Annotated in this window: 13 protein-coding genes, 2 tRNA genes and 2 pseudogenes; 9 read left to right on the top strand and 8 right to left on the bottom strand. The window is 68.4% G+C overall.

All coding sequences use genetic code 11. From position 1 onward, the window contains the following. Position 1: 1 nt before the first annotated feature. Positions 2 to 481, bottom strand: coding sequence for an SSI family serine proteinase inhibitor (locus tag AB0915_RS17455; protein ID WP_366691915.1), 480 nt, complete (start codon positions 479 to 481; stop codon positions 2 to 4). A gap of 196 nt (positions 482 to 677) precedes the next feature. Between AB0915_RS17455 and AB0915_RS17460 the strand changes: the two genes are divergently transcribed. Next, positions 678 to 768: transfer RNA gene (locus AB0915_RS17460), tRNA-Ser, on the top strand. A gap of 205 nt (positions 769 to 973) precedes the next feature. Beyond that, positions 974 to 1,046 (top strand) — tRNA-Arg (locus AB0915_RS17465). A gap of 227 nt (positions 1,047 to 1,273) precedes the next feature. Here the strand turns inward: AB0915_RS17465 and AB0915_RS17470 are convergent. From AB0915_RS17470 to AB0915_RS17485, 4 genes and pseudogenes are all read right to left on the bottom strand, one after another. Further along, positions 1,274 to 1,717: a DUF6174 domain-containing protein gene (locus AB0915_RS17470; RefSeq protein ID WP_366691916.1), complete on the bottom strand. Its 444-nt coding sequence runs from the start codon at positions 1,715 to 1,717 to the stop codon at positions 1,274 to 1,276. Positions 1,718 to 1,791: 74 nt separating this feature from the next. Next, the gene (locus AB0915_RS17475) at positions 1,792 to 2,262 is read right to left on the bottom strand and encodes a tyrosine-type recombinase/integrase (protein ID WP_366691943.1); all 471 of its coding nucleotides are present in this window, start codon (positions 2,260 to 2,262) and stop codon (positions 1,792 to 1,794) included. 759 nt (positions 2,263 to 3,021) lie between these two features. Further along, positions 3,022 to 3,807 carry an alpha/beta hydrolase gene (locus tag AB0915_RS17480; protein ID WP_366691917.1) on the bottom strand — a complete coding sequence of 262 codons (786 nt, stop codon included), beginning with the start codon at positions 3,805 to 3,807 and terminating at the stop codon, positions 3,022 to 3,024. A 436-nt stretch (positions 3,808 to 4,243) separates the two neighbouring features. Continuing rightward, positions 4,244 to 4,603: pseudogene (locus AB0915_RS17485) on the bottom strand (transposase); the annotation flags it as partial. A 565-nt stretch (positions 4,604 to 5,168) separates the two neighbouring features. Here AB0915_RS17485 and AB0915_RS17490 point away from each other — a divergent pair. From AB0915_RS17490 to AB0915_RS17510, 5 genes and pseudogenes are all read left to right on the top strand, one after another. Further along, a complete protein-coding gene (locus AB0915_RS17490; protein ID WP_366691918.1) occupies positions 5,169 to 6,032 on the top strand; it encodes an SDR family oxidoreductase in 864 nt (287 codons plus the stop codon). A gap of 533 nt (positions 6,033 to 6,565) precedes the next feature. Next, the gene (locus AB0915_RS17495) at positions 6,566 to 7,456 is read left to right on the top strand and encodes a DUF2797 domain-containing protein (RefSeq protein ID WP_366691919.1); all 891 of its coding nucleotides are present in this window, start codon (positions 6,566 to 6,568) and stop codon (positions 7,454 to 7,456) included. 40 nt (positions 7,457 to 7,496) lie between these two features. Then, on the top strand, positions 7,497 to 8,375 hold the full coding sequence (locus tag AB0915_RS17500) for an amidohydrolase family protein (protein ID WP_366691920.1): 879 nt from the start codon (positions 7,497 to 7,499) through the stop codon (positions 8,373 to 8,375). An 83-nt stretch (positions 8,376 to 8,458) separates the two neighbouring features. Further along, positions 8,459 to 9,196 (top strand): response regulator transcription factor, encoded by a 738-nt coding sequence (locus AB0915_RS17505; RefSeq protein WP_366691921.1) that lies wholly within the window; start codon positions 8,459 to 8,461, stop codon positions 9,194 to 9,196. Positions 9,197 to 9,271: 75 nt separating this feature from the next. Next, positions 9,272 to 9,427 (top strand): annotated as a pseudogene (locus tag AB0915_RS17510) (glycosyltransferase family 2 protein); the annotation flags it as partial. Positions 9,428 to 9,440: 13 nt separating this feature from the next. Here the strand turns inward: AB0915_RS17510 and AB0915_RS17515 are convergent. Then, complete coding sequence (locus tag AB0915_RS17515) at positions 9,441 to 10,283, bottom strand: endonuclease/exonuclease/phosphatase family protein (protein ID WP_366691922.1); 843 nt, start codon at positions 10,281 to 10,283, stop codon at positions 9,441 to 9,443. 149 nt (positions 10,284 to 10,432) lie between these two features. Here AB0915_RS17515 and AB0915_RS17520 point away from each other — a divergent pair, with 149 nt between their 5' ends. After that, a complete protein-coding gene (locus tag AB0915_RS17520; protein WP_366691923.1) occupies positions 10,433 to 11,956 on the top strand; it encodes an MFS transporter in 1,524 nt (507 codons plus the stop codon). 107 nt (positions 11,957 to 12,063) lie between these two features. Next, complete coding sequence (locus tag AB0915_RS17525) at positions 12,064 to 12,822, top strand: TetR/AcrR family transcriptional regulator (protein WP_366691924.1); 759 nt, start codon at positions 12,064 to 12,066, stop codon at positions 12,820 to 12,822. 183 nt (positions 12,823 to 13,005) lie between these two features. Here AB0915_RS17525 and AB0915_RS17530 read toward each other — a convergent pair whose 3' ends face one another. Together AB0915_RS17530 and AB0915_RS17535 are read right to left on the bottom strand one after the other, a co-directional pair. Further along, positions 13,006 to 13,476 (bottom strand): PPOX class F420-dependent oxidoreductase, encoded by a 471-nt coding sequence (locus AB0915_RS17530; RefSeq protein WP_366691925.1) that lies wholly within the window; start codon positions 13,474 to 13,476, stop codon positions 13,006 to 13,008. Positions 13,477 to 13,485: 9 nt separating this feature from the next. Then, positions 13,486 to 14,301, bottom strand: a complete 816-nt coding sequence (locus tag AB0915_RS17535) for a YceI family protein (RefSeq protein WP_366691926.1) — start codon at positions 14,299 to 14,301, stop codon at positions 13,486 to 13,488. Between the last annotated feature and the right edge of the window lie 53 nt (positions 14,302 to 14,354).

The following is a 14,354-nucleotide window of genomic DNA, read 5'->3' on the forward strand; positions in this document are numbered from 1 at the left end:
GTCACCGGACATTCGGCAGCACCGGCCGCAGGTTGTTCCAGCGTGCGATCTCGCATCCGTTGCTGCGGTCGAAGGCGGCGTCGACACGCTGCCCGTGCCAGGTTCCGGTGACCCGGGCCGTGGCCGATCCGCCGAACTGCTGGGTGCACAGGGTGTCGGCGGGCACCGGGCGGAAGGGGTTTCTGCCGTCACCCGTGGGCTCCCCCAGCTCCGCGAGCCGGTCGCACGCCTGCTGCGCCACCGGGTGGCTGCCGCCGGCGGGTAGGCACTTCAGTTCGTACACGCCGTCGGCGGCGCGGTATCCGGAATCCGAGACCGTGACCGTCAGCTGGGTCGCCCCGGCGCTGTCGTCGCCCTGGAGCGCCGGTACCGGCAGCGGGAGGGGCAGCGGAAGGTGGCCGGTGGCAGCGGTCGCGGCCGGTGCGGCGGCGGACAGCGCGGCGAAGGATGTGACAGCGGTGAGGGCGAGACGGCGCAGCATGTGGGCTCCTGTGGACGTGTGGATGACGGAGAGGCGGCACCCCGTCATCACTAACGCTCCGCATGCCCCGGCGTTGCGCAACCCGAAGACTTTGCCCTGGCGGCCGAAGGCCTAGTACCGTAGGCGGCGATTGGTGAGGCAGTGCTCAGCTGTGTCATCATCTGCACACACCACTCGCGTTCGCGCGGGGTGTGCTGGAGGCGTCGCCTAGTCCGGTCTATGGCGCCGCACTGCTAATGCGGTTTGGGTCTTAAAGCCCATCGAGGGTTCAAATCCCTCCGCCTCCGCTTGATCACTGAAGCCCCGTGCCACTGGCCGGGGCTTCAGTCGTATCCGGATGGGGCGCGCGTCCGCGACGGCGCGTGCAGAGGTGGCCCAACATGACGTTTCCGCAGGTCAGGGGCGGTTTGGGTAATGGATTTCGCGTGACGGCGCAGGTCATGTAATGTTGTTCCCGCAACGCCGACCAGGCAGAAAAGCCCGGAACGCCAAGCACTCGTAGCTTAACGGATAGAGCATCTGACTACGGATCAGAAGGTTGCAGGTTCGAATCCTGCCGAGTGCACACAGCTCAGAAGCCCCTCGGGATCATCCCGAGGGGCTTCTGACATCAACGGGTGACATCAACATCGTTTGCGGAAGTCGTGCTCGATGCGCCACCGCAGCTTGGCGAGCCGGACCAGCGTGGTCAGCGGGGTGTCTGCGGGAAGATCGGACAGGCACCGAATCAATCGCGATGCTGTCGTCCGGCCGAAGGGCGGGCACGCGGTAGACGGCAGTTTGCCGCGCCAGTCAGGGGAGTTCGCGGTATTCGGTGATGAGGTAGTCGGCCTCGTCATCGATGGCATTCTTCAGCCAGTCGATGTGAATCTCAGCGGGGTGTCCATCTGCGGCAAATACCGTCTCCGCGACTTCAGCCTGGCCTGCACGGGCCTTCTGGACATCAGTGAGGAGACCGCCAAGCGTCGGGACATCCTGCGGATTCTCCTCGACCGTGCGCCGGGCCGGCTCGTCGAGGCCGATCGCTTTGACGACCTTCCCGTTTCCCACGGTGATCCGGTACTCCCCAAGGCCGCCCCGCTCTCCGGACTCGGAGAGCAGCCGGAAGGAATACCGATTGGGTTCGGACCATCGGGCTGCCTTTGCTTGGACGCCTCCGGTGGTGGCCGGTGTGGACCCTGCGTCGCAGCCGACCACGGCGAGGGCAAGCGCAGCGGATGCGACGAGCAGGTACATGCTGGATTTCGTCACGGTGAGGCCTTTCAGAGCTAAATTGCCCCTTCGACGGCATCGCGATTGATTCGGTTCCCCTAGCCAGTCTCCTCGTTAGCGTCCTCGAGTCCCAGTGCGTCGTCCATGCGCTCGGCAGCCGCGTGCAGGGTTGTCTGCATCACGTGGGCGTAAGTGTCCCGCCTCATAGTGATCGTGCTGTGACCGAGGGTTTCCGTGATCGTGCGGGCGTCTCCACCCTGGGCGAGCAGCAATGAGGCGCATGTGTGCCGCAGGTCGTGTACCCGAACGCGCCGCACCTTGGCGTTCCGGCACAGGATCGTCAGCATGCGGTTCAGGCTGCGCGGGTCGGTGGCGCGGTCGGTGGCAGTGGTGAAGACCAGCCCCTTGGGTTGGCCCGCCGGCGGCTGCCACTTCTCCCCGGCGACCTTCTGTTCCTGCGCTTGCACCGCCTGGTGGGTGCGGAGTGCGTCTACGCAGCGCTTCGGCAGAGAGACGGTTCGGGTGGACCGTGCGGTCTTAGGTGTTCCGAACAGCAGCTCCCGTTTGATTCGCTGGAGGTTGCGACGTCTTCAAGCAGCCGCCGGACTGTCCGCCAGCGCGGTGCCTGGTCATCCGGGACGTCCGGGGAAGCGAAGTGAAACGGCACGCCAAGATAGCCGGCCAGCGCCCGGCCTGCCTTGGCGGCAGCAACGCCGGGTGGAGAACCGCCAGGGTGGTGGTAGACGGTCGCCAGGTGGCTCTCCCCGTCTGGGGAGTCCAGGACCGCGACCAGGTCCACGAACCAGTCATGCACGGTGTCGCCTCCCAAATCGCCTCTACCGCCGCCACACGGCCCGGGAGGGCGGCGGCGCGGGCTGCGAGTGAAGGGAGGTCGAGCAAGTCGGGCAGCGTGCGCTGCACGCGATCGTCGAGGGCCTCGTATCGCGCGTGGACCACCCGCTCGGCCTCGTGCAGGCCCACCCCCAGCGGACGCAGTGCTTCCCAGACGGACCTGACCGCCGACAGCCGACGATCCCGCAGCACGTCGGCGTCGACCTCCCGACAGGTCCGTTCCTCCGGGTAGGCCCAGTGCGCCGCCGCTGACGGCGGATGTGGTCCGGCGAGAGCGAGGGCCTTCGCCCGGAAGCAGAGGCCCTCGCGGCAGGTCGGAAGCGGCGCGGGGGCGGTGCCGGCCATGACCGAGCTGCCGCCTGATGCCCCCCGGCTCCGGGTGATCCCGGGCCGTGACCGCGGACGTGCTCTGCAGGTGGGCCTCCGGTGTGTGTGGGAGGCCCCTCGCCGCCTGTGCTCGGGGTGCGCCCGTTCGCCTACTGGTGACCGGAGTCGCGGGCCGCGCTCACGATGAGATCCGTGACCGCCTGGGGGTGGGAGATCAGGGACACGTGCGAGGAGTTGATCTCCACCGTCTTGCGCGCGTGTGCGCGCTTGGCCTCGTACCGCTCGAGGCTCGGGTCTATGGCCCGGTCCTGCGTGCCGACGAGCACGTAGACCGGCTTGTCCCGCCAGGCCGCTGCGGTGAGCTTGTCGGCGAACGCCGACTGCGCGATCGGGCGCTGCGTCGATGCCATGACGGACGCCTGCTGCTGCGGGAGGTCCTGGGCGAAGGTCGCGTGGAGCTTGGCGGCCTGGATGTACACGTCCGTGCCCGTGGTGCCGTCGCCGTTGCGGAACGGCACTTGCTTGAGCGCCTTGGTGAGCGGGGCGGCCGGGAACTTGCCGGAGAGGCTGGCGAACGACTCACCCTTGTCCGGCATGATCGCGTTGACGTACACCAGCGCCTTGACGTGGTCGAGCCCGGCGGCCGCCTGCGAGATCACCCCGCCGCCGTAGGAGTGTCCGACGAGGACGATCGGCCCCTTGATGGTCTTCAGGAGGCTGTTCAGGTACGTCGAGTCCTGGGGTATGCCGCGCAGCGTGTTGGGCGGGGCGATGACTGGGTAGCCGTCCCGCTGCAGGCGCTGCACCACTCCGTTCCAGCTGGACCCGTCGGCGAATGCTCCGTGTACGAGCACCACGGTCGGCTTCTGGCCCCCCGTGGCCCTGCCGAGGTCGTCTGCGGCGTGAGCCGGCACCACGGTCAGGGCGGAGAACATCGCCACTCCGAGGGCCAGTCTTCCCCCGCCTGATGTCAAGATCCCAGAGACAGTCATGTGCTTCCATTTCCTCGGCGTACAAGGTGAACTCGGCCTTTTCGGCGACTGAGCACAGTAAGGATCGTGTGGAAGGCGTCGGCCATAACCGCCGCGATTGCCGTATCCGGTCGGCGACGCGAACCCGGACGGGAGCCTCCGGCGCGGAAAGGCGGAGAGTCGGCGTTACGTGCTAGATCAGCTTAGTCTTGAATCGATGGCGGGCAAGCCGAGCGGTCACCCAGAGATTGGTGAATGAAACCCACTCGCATATCGAATTACTTGTTGATCTGTCTCACATGATCTCAAGACCGTGTCCTACGTGGTGAGGTGGACGAGTCGCATGTAGCAGCAGATGGCAGCTGCCGGGCCGAGAAAGACACTTTAGGCGCTTAGCGTGTCAAGCCGCGGCTGTGAGTTCGGCGGGGAACGCGTGTGTTCGTCGAACAACTTGTGGCGCTGAAGCCAGTGGTGGAGCTGTCCGAGCATGCGATGGAAGAAACTCTGGGCCGCTGCATGCCGGTCGCCATGGTCATGATGCCTGCGGTAGTGGGCCTTGGCGCCGAGTGAGGTGATGATGGCGGAGAAGGCGCGTAGGTAGCCGGCATGGTTGAGGCGGTCGTTCCCCACCCATCGCCGGGCGACGCTCGACTTCTTGCCGGAGGCCCTGGTGATGGGTCAGGCACCAGCGTAGGCCTTCAGGCCGCGGGCGTCTGCGAAGCGTTGGCGGTTGTCACCGACTCTCGGCCGGCACCCGGGCGCTTGTTAGCCGCGTGCCCACCTGTGGGTGCAGGAAGCCGAACCCGCCACGCCGACGGCCGCCCCTCAGGCCCGACTTTGGGGCGCCTTCTGGCGCGCGCAGCCCGCAGCGACGCCGTCGCGGACCACTCGACTGGACGCAACAGAGGTGCAGATTGAAGCTCCCAGATTGAGTCTGAGCAGGGGACGCCGTGAGTATCCAATGGCTGATTGCACTGGGTCAAAGATCACAGGCATTCGCCACCTCTCCTTCACTGTCACCAACCTGGAAGACAGCCTGGATTGATATCAGCGAGTTTGCCGCGCTGAGCATTACACCGTTCTTACGGCGACCACCTCGATGGAAATGGAGAATTGGACTACCGCCGTGGCATGCGGCGCCGAGGATCGGTCGCAGTCTCAACATCTTCGAGTTCAGTGGTCCAGCGTGCCGCCTTTGGGAGAGGGCGCGCTCGCATATGACGGACGGCGTGCCAGCATGCCCCAGTCCGCTCCACGTGGAGCCCACTCGGCGGCCAGAGCCTCGATGGCCGCTGAACCAGCAATACGAAAGGAAGCGCATCAACATGGCGAGTGCAGCACTCAAGAAGGTCCTCATCACAGGGGCGGGTACCGGCTTCGGGTACGAAACCGCCATGCGCTTGGCGGAAAAGGGCTTCGTCGTGATCGCCGCGGTGGAGATCTACGCCCAGGTCCAGACGCTGAAGCGGCAGGCGGCCGAGCGAGGGGTAAGCCTGCAGGTCGAGAAGCTCGATGTCACCGACGACGGTGATCGTCGCAAGGCTCTCAACTGGGGTGTGGAGATCCTCGTGAACAACGCAGGAGTCGGCGAAGGTGGCTCAACAGTTGACATTCCCGCACCGAACATCCGGCACCAGTTCGAGGTCAACGTCACCGGACCGCTGCTCCTCACTCAGGGGATCGCCAAGCAGATGGTCAAGCGCGGCGCCGGAAGAATCGTTTGGGTCTCATCCCGAGAGGGCCTGAACGTCAATCCCTTCACCGGCATCTACTCCGCTTCCAAGCACGCGGTCGAGGCGATCGCCGAAACCATGGCCTACGAGCTGCAGGAGCACAACATCGAAGTCGCCACGGTCAACCCCGGGCCATTTCTGACCGGCTTCAACGACCGGATGTTCCAGACCTGGGAGAGCTGGGAGGACGATCCGTCTCAGCGGCTTTTTGACTACTCCAAGCTTGCCTTCCCCCGAGCACAGTTCGACCCTGAAGCGGTCTATGCGGCGTTGACGTCGGTCGCTGCCGGAGAGGTCGACAGTTTCCGTAATCTGGAGCCCACATCGATGATCGAAGAGACCAAGCACCTCCAGCAGGTTCCCTGGGAGCGCAAGGTCACGGATGGCCTCGGGACCCGGCATCAGGCCATCCAGCACTCCTACGAGATGCAGCCTGAGACTCCCGTCGCTGGCTGACCGCTTCCCAACGGACCGTAAGTAGTCGGTCGGGCCTGAGATGCGCTGGAGCCGATCACAGCCGGACGACGGTGATCGCAGACGGCGGCTACCGAGGTACCAGCCTGGTCATCCCGGGCGGCCGCGCCGCAAACTCTTCACAGGGCAGAACCCTGCTTCCTCGGGCCTCTCGCCAAAGAGCTCGTCAAGGAGCTGTCCTGACGGGGGCTAGGCCAGGGGAGATGGCAACTACCCTCCACCGGAGGTAAGTCACGAGTTGTCGCCCGCTGACTACGAGCTGCCCGATCTTACGGATCAGAAGGTTGCAGGTTCGAATCCTGCCGAGTGCATAGCAAACCAGAGGCCCCCGGGAGGAATCCCGGGGGCCTCTCGCGTTGTCCGTACAGGAGCCCGTTCGGCAGTCCGTACGGCAGCGAACTGCGTCAGTCTTCGGTGGGAGTTGTTTGCGCATGGGATCGCAGGACCAGCAGGGCCGGCGGCACCCGGATACGGGGCAGACGCGGCCAGGGGGCGTGGCGGGTGTGTCCGGGTCTGTGGGTTCCACGGGGGGCTGGCGGTGCAGTGGGCTGCGGTGGCCCGAGGGGGCCGATGCGCCGGTGCTCGGGTGGCTGGGGGGCGCGGCGCGGGTGAGTGTCCTCGGGTACGGGAAGGAGCTCGGGTTCCGGGCAGCGGGTGAGCGGCACTGCGTGGGGGCGCGGGGGAACGTGTGTCCACTGGGCGCCCTGGTGTCCGGGCGGAGTACGGGGGCGCGGTGCCCGGAGTGTGCGCGGCTGGACCGGGCGCATTCGGTGGCCGCCGACACGATCGCCGACGACCCTCGCACGTACCGCGTCTATCTCGCCTGGTTCGGGCCCGGGATGGTGAAGGTCGGTATCACCGCGGAGGAGCGGGGCGCGGCGCGGCTGCGGGAGCAGGGGGCCGTGGTCTTCAGCTGGCTGGGGCGCGGCCCGTTGATGGCGGCGCGGCGGACCGAGGAGCTGCTCCGAGCGGCGCTGGGAGTACCGGACCGGATCCCGTACGCACGCAAGCGCGCCGTGCGGGCCGTGCTGCCGGGTGTCGCCGAGCGGGTCGCGGAGGTCGAGGAGCTGTACGGGCGGGCGGCGGCGCTGGAGACGGGGGCGGGATGGCCGCAGTCGCTGGAGCGGCTGCCGTTCGAGCCCGTCGACCACACAGGGGTGTTCGGACTGGACGGGCCGGTCGAGGTGGGGCGGGCGGTGACCGAGTTGGTGGACGGCGGGGTGGTCGGCGGGCGGCTGGTCGCGGCCGCCGGGCCCGATCTGCATCTGGCGACCGCGGACGGGGTGGTCGTGCTGGACACCCGGCTGATGACCGGCTGGGAGCTGGTGGGGGCCGATGCGCGGTCGAGGGTGACCGTGCCGGTGGTCGACATCGGGGGCGGCGGCGTGCAGGACGGGCTGTTCTGAGATCGTCGGTGCTCTGGGCGGGCCGGGTGAGGAGTGCGCGATGAGTGGCGAGAACAATGACGTGGTGCGGTTCTGGGAGCGCCTCGGGCTGCCGGGGCTGATCGACGTCCATACGCACTTCATGCCGGAGCAGGTGCTCCGCAAGGTGTGGGCGTACTTCGACTCCGCCGGACCGCTGACCGGCATGGAATGGCCGATCGCCTACCGGCACGACGAGGACGAACGGCTCGCGCTGCTCCGGTCCTTCGGGGTGCGGCGGTTCACCTCGATGCTCTACCCGCACAAGGCGGGGATGGCGGCCTGGCTGAACGGCTGGGCGGCCGACTTCGCGCGCCGGGTGCCCGACTGCCTGCACACGGCGACCCTCTTTCCCGAGGAGGGCGTGGAGCGTTATGTCCGCGAGGCGGTCGAGGCGGGGGCGCGCGTCTTCAAGTCGCACCTCCAGGTCGGGGCGTACGACGCCAACGATCCGCTGCTGGAGCCCGTGTGGGGGCTGCTCGCCGACGCCGGGGTCCCGGTGGTGATGCACTGCGGGTCCGGGCCCGCGCCCGGCGCGTACACCGGGCCCGAGCCGGTCGGCCGGCTGCTCGCCCGGCATCCGCGGCTGCGGCTCGTGGTGGCGCACCTGGGGATGCCCGAGTACACGGAGTTCCTGGCGCTGGCGGAGACCTACCCCGAGGTGCGGCTCGATACGACGATGGCGTTCACGGACTTCTCGGAGGGGTTCACGCCGTTCCCGGTGGCGGAGCGGGGGCGGCTCGCGGGTCTCGGGAACCGGATCCTGCTGGGGACGGACTTCCCGAACATTCCGTACCCGTACGTGCATCAGCTGCACGCGCTGGAGCGGCTGGAGTTGGGGGACGACTGGTTGCGCGCGGTCTGTTACGGGAACGCGCACGCGCTGTTCGGCCGGGGCTGAGCACTCCCGGGCACTTCCGCTTTCTCAGGGAATTCACAGAATCGGGAAAGGACCCTCTCAGAGGCGTGCCGCATCGTCGAGGCATGACGACGACCTCGCCCCAGGGGCGTACCGAACTGCTGAGGCCGGACCGCAGCCCCGTCCGTGTGCTGGTCGTTGACGACGAGGCTCCGCTTGCCGAGCTGCTCTCCATGGCCCTGCGTTACGAGGGCTGGGAGGTGCGCAGTGCCGGGGACGGTGCGAATGCCGTCCGGGCGGCACGCGATTTCCGGCCCGACGCCGTGATCCTCGATGTGATGCTGCCCGACACGGACGGGCTCTCGGTCCTCGGTGAGCTGCGCCGGGAGCTCACCGAGGTCCCTGTGCTGTTCCTGACCGCGCGCGACACGGTGGAGGACCGGATCGCCGGGCTCACGGCGGGCGGCGACGACTACGTGACGAAGCCGTTCAGTCTGGAGGAGGTCGTGGCGCGGCTGCGCGGGCTGATCCGGCGGTCCGGGACGGCGGCGGTACGGAGCGAGTCGACGCTCGTCGTCGGTGACCTGGTGCTCGACGAGGACAGCCATGAGGTGAGCCGGGGCACGACGTCCATCCACCTCACCGCGACCGAGTTCGAGCTGCTGCGCTTCCTGATGCGCAATCCGCGAAGGGTGCTGAGCAAGGCGCAGATCCTCGACCGCGTGTGGAACTACGACTTCGGCGGGCAGGCGAACGTCGTCGAGCTGTACATCTCGTATCTGCGCAAGAAGATCGACGCCGGACGGACGCCGATGATCCACACCCGGCGCGGGGCCGGATATCTCATCAAGCCCGGTGAATGACCCGCCGAGCGGTCGGGCGCGGCGGGGAGAGCGGAGAGGGGGCGGTGGCCGTGGACGCTGCGGACCCGGCTGCACCTCGAACCCTGTGTGCTGCACCTGCACGGCCATCTGGTGCGCACCTTCCCGTACGCCTTCCGGATCACCGTCGCCGACAGGGCGAGCGCCGACTGAACGCTTGAGGTGGCGGCCCGGCTCGCGCGGACACTCCCGCGGGTGCGCTCGTACCGGCTGACTTCGCCGTCCCTCAGCGCCGGAGCAGCAGCAGATCCGCGACGACCGGGCGGTGGTCCGAGGCAAGTGTCTCGGCCACCGCCGCGTCGCGTACCCGCACGGCGTCCTTCGACACCGCCACACAGTCGATCCGTTTCACCGGGTCCAGTGCGGGGAAAGACGGCGCATTCGGGTCGGCATCGGTCAGGTCCTCCCACAGCGGGGCCAGTTCCGGGGCGCCCGGTTCCGCGTTGAAGTCGCCGAGGAGCACCTTCGGCCCCTCGTCCTCCGCCATGATCCGCCGGGTGTCGGCGACCTGCGCGATCCGGACGGACGGGTCGCCGCGGTAGTCGAGGTGCGTCACATACACATGCACGGGCATCCCCTTCACCCGTACGACCACTTCACCGAAGCCGGGTGCGGGCTCCGGCACGGGGTTGGGGACCTGGGTGGAGAGCCGGGTGATCTCGTGGTTCTCGGCGCTGACGATCCGGTACTTCGACAGCACCGCGACGCCGAACTCGCGCCGGGACGCACCGGAAGTCTCCGGATCGAGGCTGTAGATCGGGGCGAACGACACCCGCATGTCCAGCCGCTTTGCCAGCTCGCCCGCGACATCGCGCCACTCGCTGCGCGTGCCCCAGTGGACGTCGACCTCCTGAAGCCCGATCACATCGGCGTCGAGCGAGCGGAGTTCCGCCGCCTGCCGGTCCAGATCGAAGACGTTGTCCATGCCCGAGCCGGCATGGATGTTGTACGTGGCGACGCGCAGAGGCACTGGATGACCCTGCCCGGCAGCTCCGGCGGGCGGGGCGGCGACCGCCCCCAACAGACCCGCGGCAATCAGGACTTCCACCGTACGACGACGCAGTGACATGCCACTCCAGCCCTAGTCGGCTCCCTGTTGATCAGCGTCGAGCACCGTACCGCGCGAAAGTCGCTTGTACGCCGTATAGGGTTGCTTTACGGTGTACAACGCATTGCCTTGTACACCGTAAAGCAACCCCAGGAGCTCAAGGAGCCCGCATGACGGCGACCGCCGCCGAGCAGAACCACCTCTCGTCACCGAGCCACCCGCAACGCTGGCTGATCCTCGGCGTCATCTGCCTCGCCCAGCTCACCGTGCTGCTCGACAACACCGTCCTCAACGTCGCGATCCCCTCCCTCACCCGGGAGCTGGACGCGTCCACCGCCGACGTGCAGTGGATGATCAACGCCTATTCGCTGGTCCAGTCGGGTCTGCTGCTCACGGCCGGCAGTTCCGCCGACCGCTACGGCCGCAAGAAGATGCTGGTCGCCGGCCTCGCGCTGTTCGGAATCGGCTCGCTGGTGGCCGGACTGGCCCAGACGTCCGTGCAGTTGATCGCCGCCCGGGCCGGCATGGGTATCGGCGGTGCGCTGCTGATGACCACGACCCTTGCTGTCGTCGTCCAGATCTTCGACGACACCGAACGGGTCAAGGCGATCGGCGTCTGGTCGACCGTCAGCTCGCTCGGCTTCGCCGTGGGACCGCTGATCGGCGGAGTGATGCTCGACCACTTCTGGTGGGGTGCGATCTTCCTGATCAACATCCCGGTCGCCGTCATCGGCCTGGCCGCGGTGATCCGTCTCGTCCCGGAATCCAAGAACCCGCGCGGCGAGCGCCCCGACCTGCTCGGCGCGCTGCTGTCCACCATCGGCATGGCCTCCGTCGTGTACGCGATCATCTCCGGCCCGGAGCACGGCTGGACCTCGGGCCAGGTGCTGCTGACCGCGTTCATCGGGGTCTCGGTCCTCACCGGATTCGTGCTGTGGGAGCTGCACATTCCGTACCCGATGCTGGACATGCACTTCTTCCGGAACCAGAAGTTCGTCGGGGCGGTCGCGGGCGCGATCCTAGTCGCCTTCGGGATGGGCGGCTCGCTCTTCCTCCTCACCCAGCAGCTCCAGTTCGTCCTCGGATACGAGCCGCTGGAGGCGGGTCTGCGCACGGCTCCGCTGGCGCTGAGCGTCGTCGCGCTCAACCTCACGGGCCTGGGCGCCAGGCTGGTGCCCAAGCTGGGCACGCCTGCCACGATCGCCGCCGGGATGAGCCTGCTGGCCGCGGGTCTCGCCGCGATCGCCCTGCTGGGCGGCAACGGTTACGGCGGCATGCTGCTCGGCTTGGTCGTCATGGGCGCGGGCATCGCACTCGCCATGCCGGCCATGGCCAACGCGATCATGAGCGCCATCCCGCCGGCGAAGGCGGGGGTGGGCGCGGGAGTCAACGGCACGCTCGCCGAGTTCGGCAACGGTCTGGGGGTCGCGGTCCTCGGCGCGGTGCTGAATTCGCGGTTCGCGGCGCTCGTGCCGGCGGCCGTCGGGGCCGCCTCGCTTCCCGCGGCGCTCGCTGCGGCGACCGACGACGGCGAGCGGCAGCGGATCACCGACGCCTTCGCCTCGGGACTGGAGACCAGCCAGCTGGTCGGGGCGGTGGCGGTGCTGGCGGGCGGGCTGCTGGCTGCCGTGCTCCTGCGACGGGCGGAGCGGGCAGAATCTGTTCAGGCAGACTCGGCCGCGGCAGCGGCATAGCATCAGGCGGGGCGTACCGGACTGTACGAATCCGGTTCGTGCGCACAGGGCACGGATCCGGTTCGGTCATCCCGTCCGTCCCGCCGGCAAGACGAGGAGAGTGCGCCATGGTGTCCGCGGCCGACCGTGCGAAGAACCCTGTCAGGACCAGTGTGTGGCTGGATCAGCGGGCACCGTCGCGCACCCGTAAATCGGACCAGCCGACCGGCCTCGACCGAGACAGGATCACGGCGGCGACGGTCCGGCTGCTGGACGCCGAGGGTCTCGCCAAGTTCTCCATGCGCCGGCTCGCCGCCGAACTGGACGTCACCGCGATGTCCCTCTACTGGTACGTCGACACCAAGGACGACCTGCTGGAGCTGGCCCTCGACTCGGTCTACAGCGAGATCGCGCCTCCCCGGGAGGAGGCGCACTGGCACGACCGGCTCCGCGAACTGGCCACCGCCTACCGGGAGCTCCTGTTCCGGCACGTCTGGGTGTCGCCGCTCGCCGGACATTTCCTCAACATCGGCCCGCACTCCATGCTGTTCTCGTACGCCGTCCAGGACGTGATCCGGGCGACCGGGCTGCCGCTGCACCAGCAGACGGGCGCTCTCTCCGCGGTCTTCCAGTTCGTGTACGGATTCGGCACCATCGAGGGCCATATCGTGCAGCGTTCCGCGGAGGCGGGGCTCAGCCAGGATGAGTTCTTCCAGCAGGCGTTGGGCACGATCCGGTCCCAGCCGCAGCTCAGCCGGTTCGTCGAGTCGTCGCAGGATCTGATGGACGCCCGCGGCGGCGACACGGTCGAGGAGATGCGCGAGCGGGACTTCACCTTCGCCCTTGACCTGCTGATCGCGGGGATCGAGGCGATGCGGGACCGCTAGGGCGTGTTTCGAAAGCAGCGCCGTCCGCCCGTAGGGCGGGCCCGGCAACGCAGCGAGCGTGCGGGCCAGACGCCGCCTGGCAGGCGGGACTTTCGAAACACGGCCCAGTGCCGTGGCCGGCCCCGGGCCCGCGTGAGCAGGCCCGGGGCCGGAAGGACGTTCTCAATCATCCCGGAACAGCCGTCAGCTGCCGGGCGCCAGGTGGGCGGGGAAACCGCCCGTGGCAATGGGCCCCCACCGCTCCGGGGTGATCCGGATGATCGACTTGCCCTGCTTCACCATCGCCGCCCGGTACTCGTCCCAGTCCGGGTGCTCTCCCGAGATGTTCCGGAAGTACTCGACGAGCGGTTCGACCGAGTCGGGCGCGTCGATCACCTCGGCCGACCCGTCGATCTGCACCCACGGCCCGTTCCAGTCGTCCGACAGGACGATCACGCTCACGCGCTCGTCCCGCTTCGCGTTCCGGGTCTTCGCCCGTTCGGGGTAGGTCGAGATGACGACCCGGCCGGCGTCGTCGACGCCGCACGTCAGCGGGGATCCCTGAGGGCGGCCGTCGGCCCGGGTGGTCAGCAGGATCGCCCGGTGGCGGGGCCGTACGAACGCCAGCAAATCATCGAGTTCCACGGCGGTGTTGGTCGCGATGTCGGGTGCCATGTCCGCAGACTACGACGGCAGGGACTCGCCCTGCACGGCCTGGATGTCCAGCTCCACCCGCAGCGTCGTGCCGATCGCCGAGATACCCGCCTGCACCACCTGGTTGTAGTTCATGGCGAAATCGTCGCGGCGCAGCTCCGCCGTTGCGCTGAATGCAGCGCGCACCCCGCCCCACGGGTCGGGGCCGGTGCCGAGGTAGGTCAGGTCCAGGTCGACCGGGCGCTCGACGCCGCGCATCGCCAGCAGGCCGTGTACGGTCCAGCGGTCGGGGCCGGCCGGGGTGAGCCCGTCCGAGCGGTACGTGATCTCCGGGAACCGGTCCACGTCGAGGAAGTCCGGCGAGCGCAGGTGCTTGTCGCGCATGCCGTTGCCCGTGTCGATACTGGCCGCGCTGATCACGGCGTCGACGCGGGAGCGGTGGACCTCCTCCGCGATCTCGATCCGGCCGCCGAACTCGGTGAACCGGCCGCGCACGCTGGAGATCCCCAGGTGCTGCGCGACCGCGCCCACCGAGCAGTGCGCCGGGTCCAGCGACCAGGCGCCCGGCGGCGGCAGTTCCACGCCGCCCTGGCGTGCCAGCACCACTGTGCCGGCCTCGACCCGTCCGCTCGCCGTGACGAGGGCGGTCGACGCGGCGGGGGCGTACCCGACCGCGGTCACGATCACCGTGTACGCGCCGGCCGGGAGCAGGGCGTCGGTCCGTACCGCCCCGTCCTCGTCGGCGGCGGCTCGCAGCACCTGGGTGCCGGTCATGTCGGTCACCGTCACGACCGCGTGCTGGACGGCCCAGCCGTCCCGCGTCCGTACCTGTGCACGAAGTCCCATCCCGTTTCTCTCCTTGCTCCATGACTCAATGAGTCGGCCCCGGGGCGGGTACG

The organism is Streptomyces sp. NPDC048411 (genome assembly GCF_040704695.1).
In the GTDB taxonomy this organism is placed as follows: domain Bacteria; phylum Actinomycetota; class Actinomycetes; order Streptomycetales; family Streptomycetaceae; genus Streptomyces.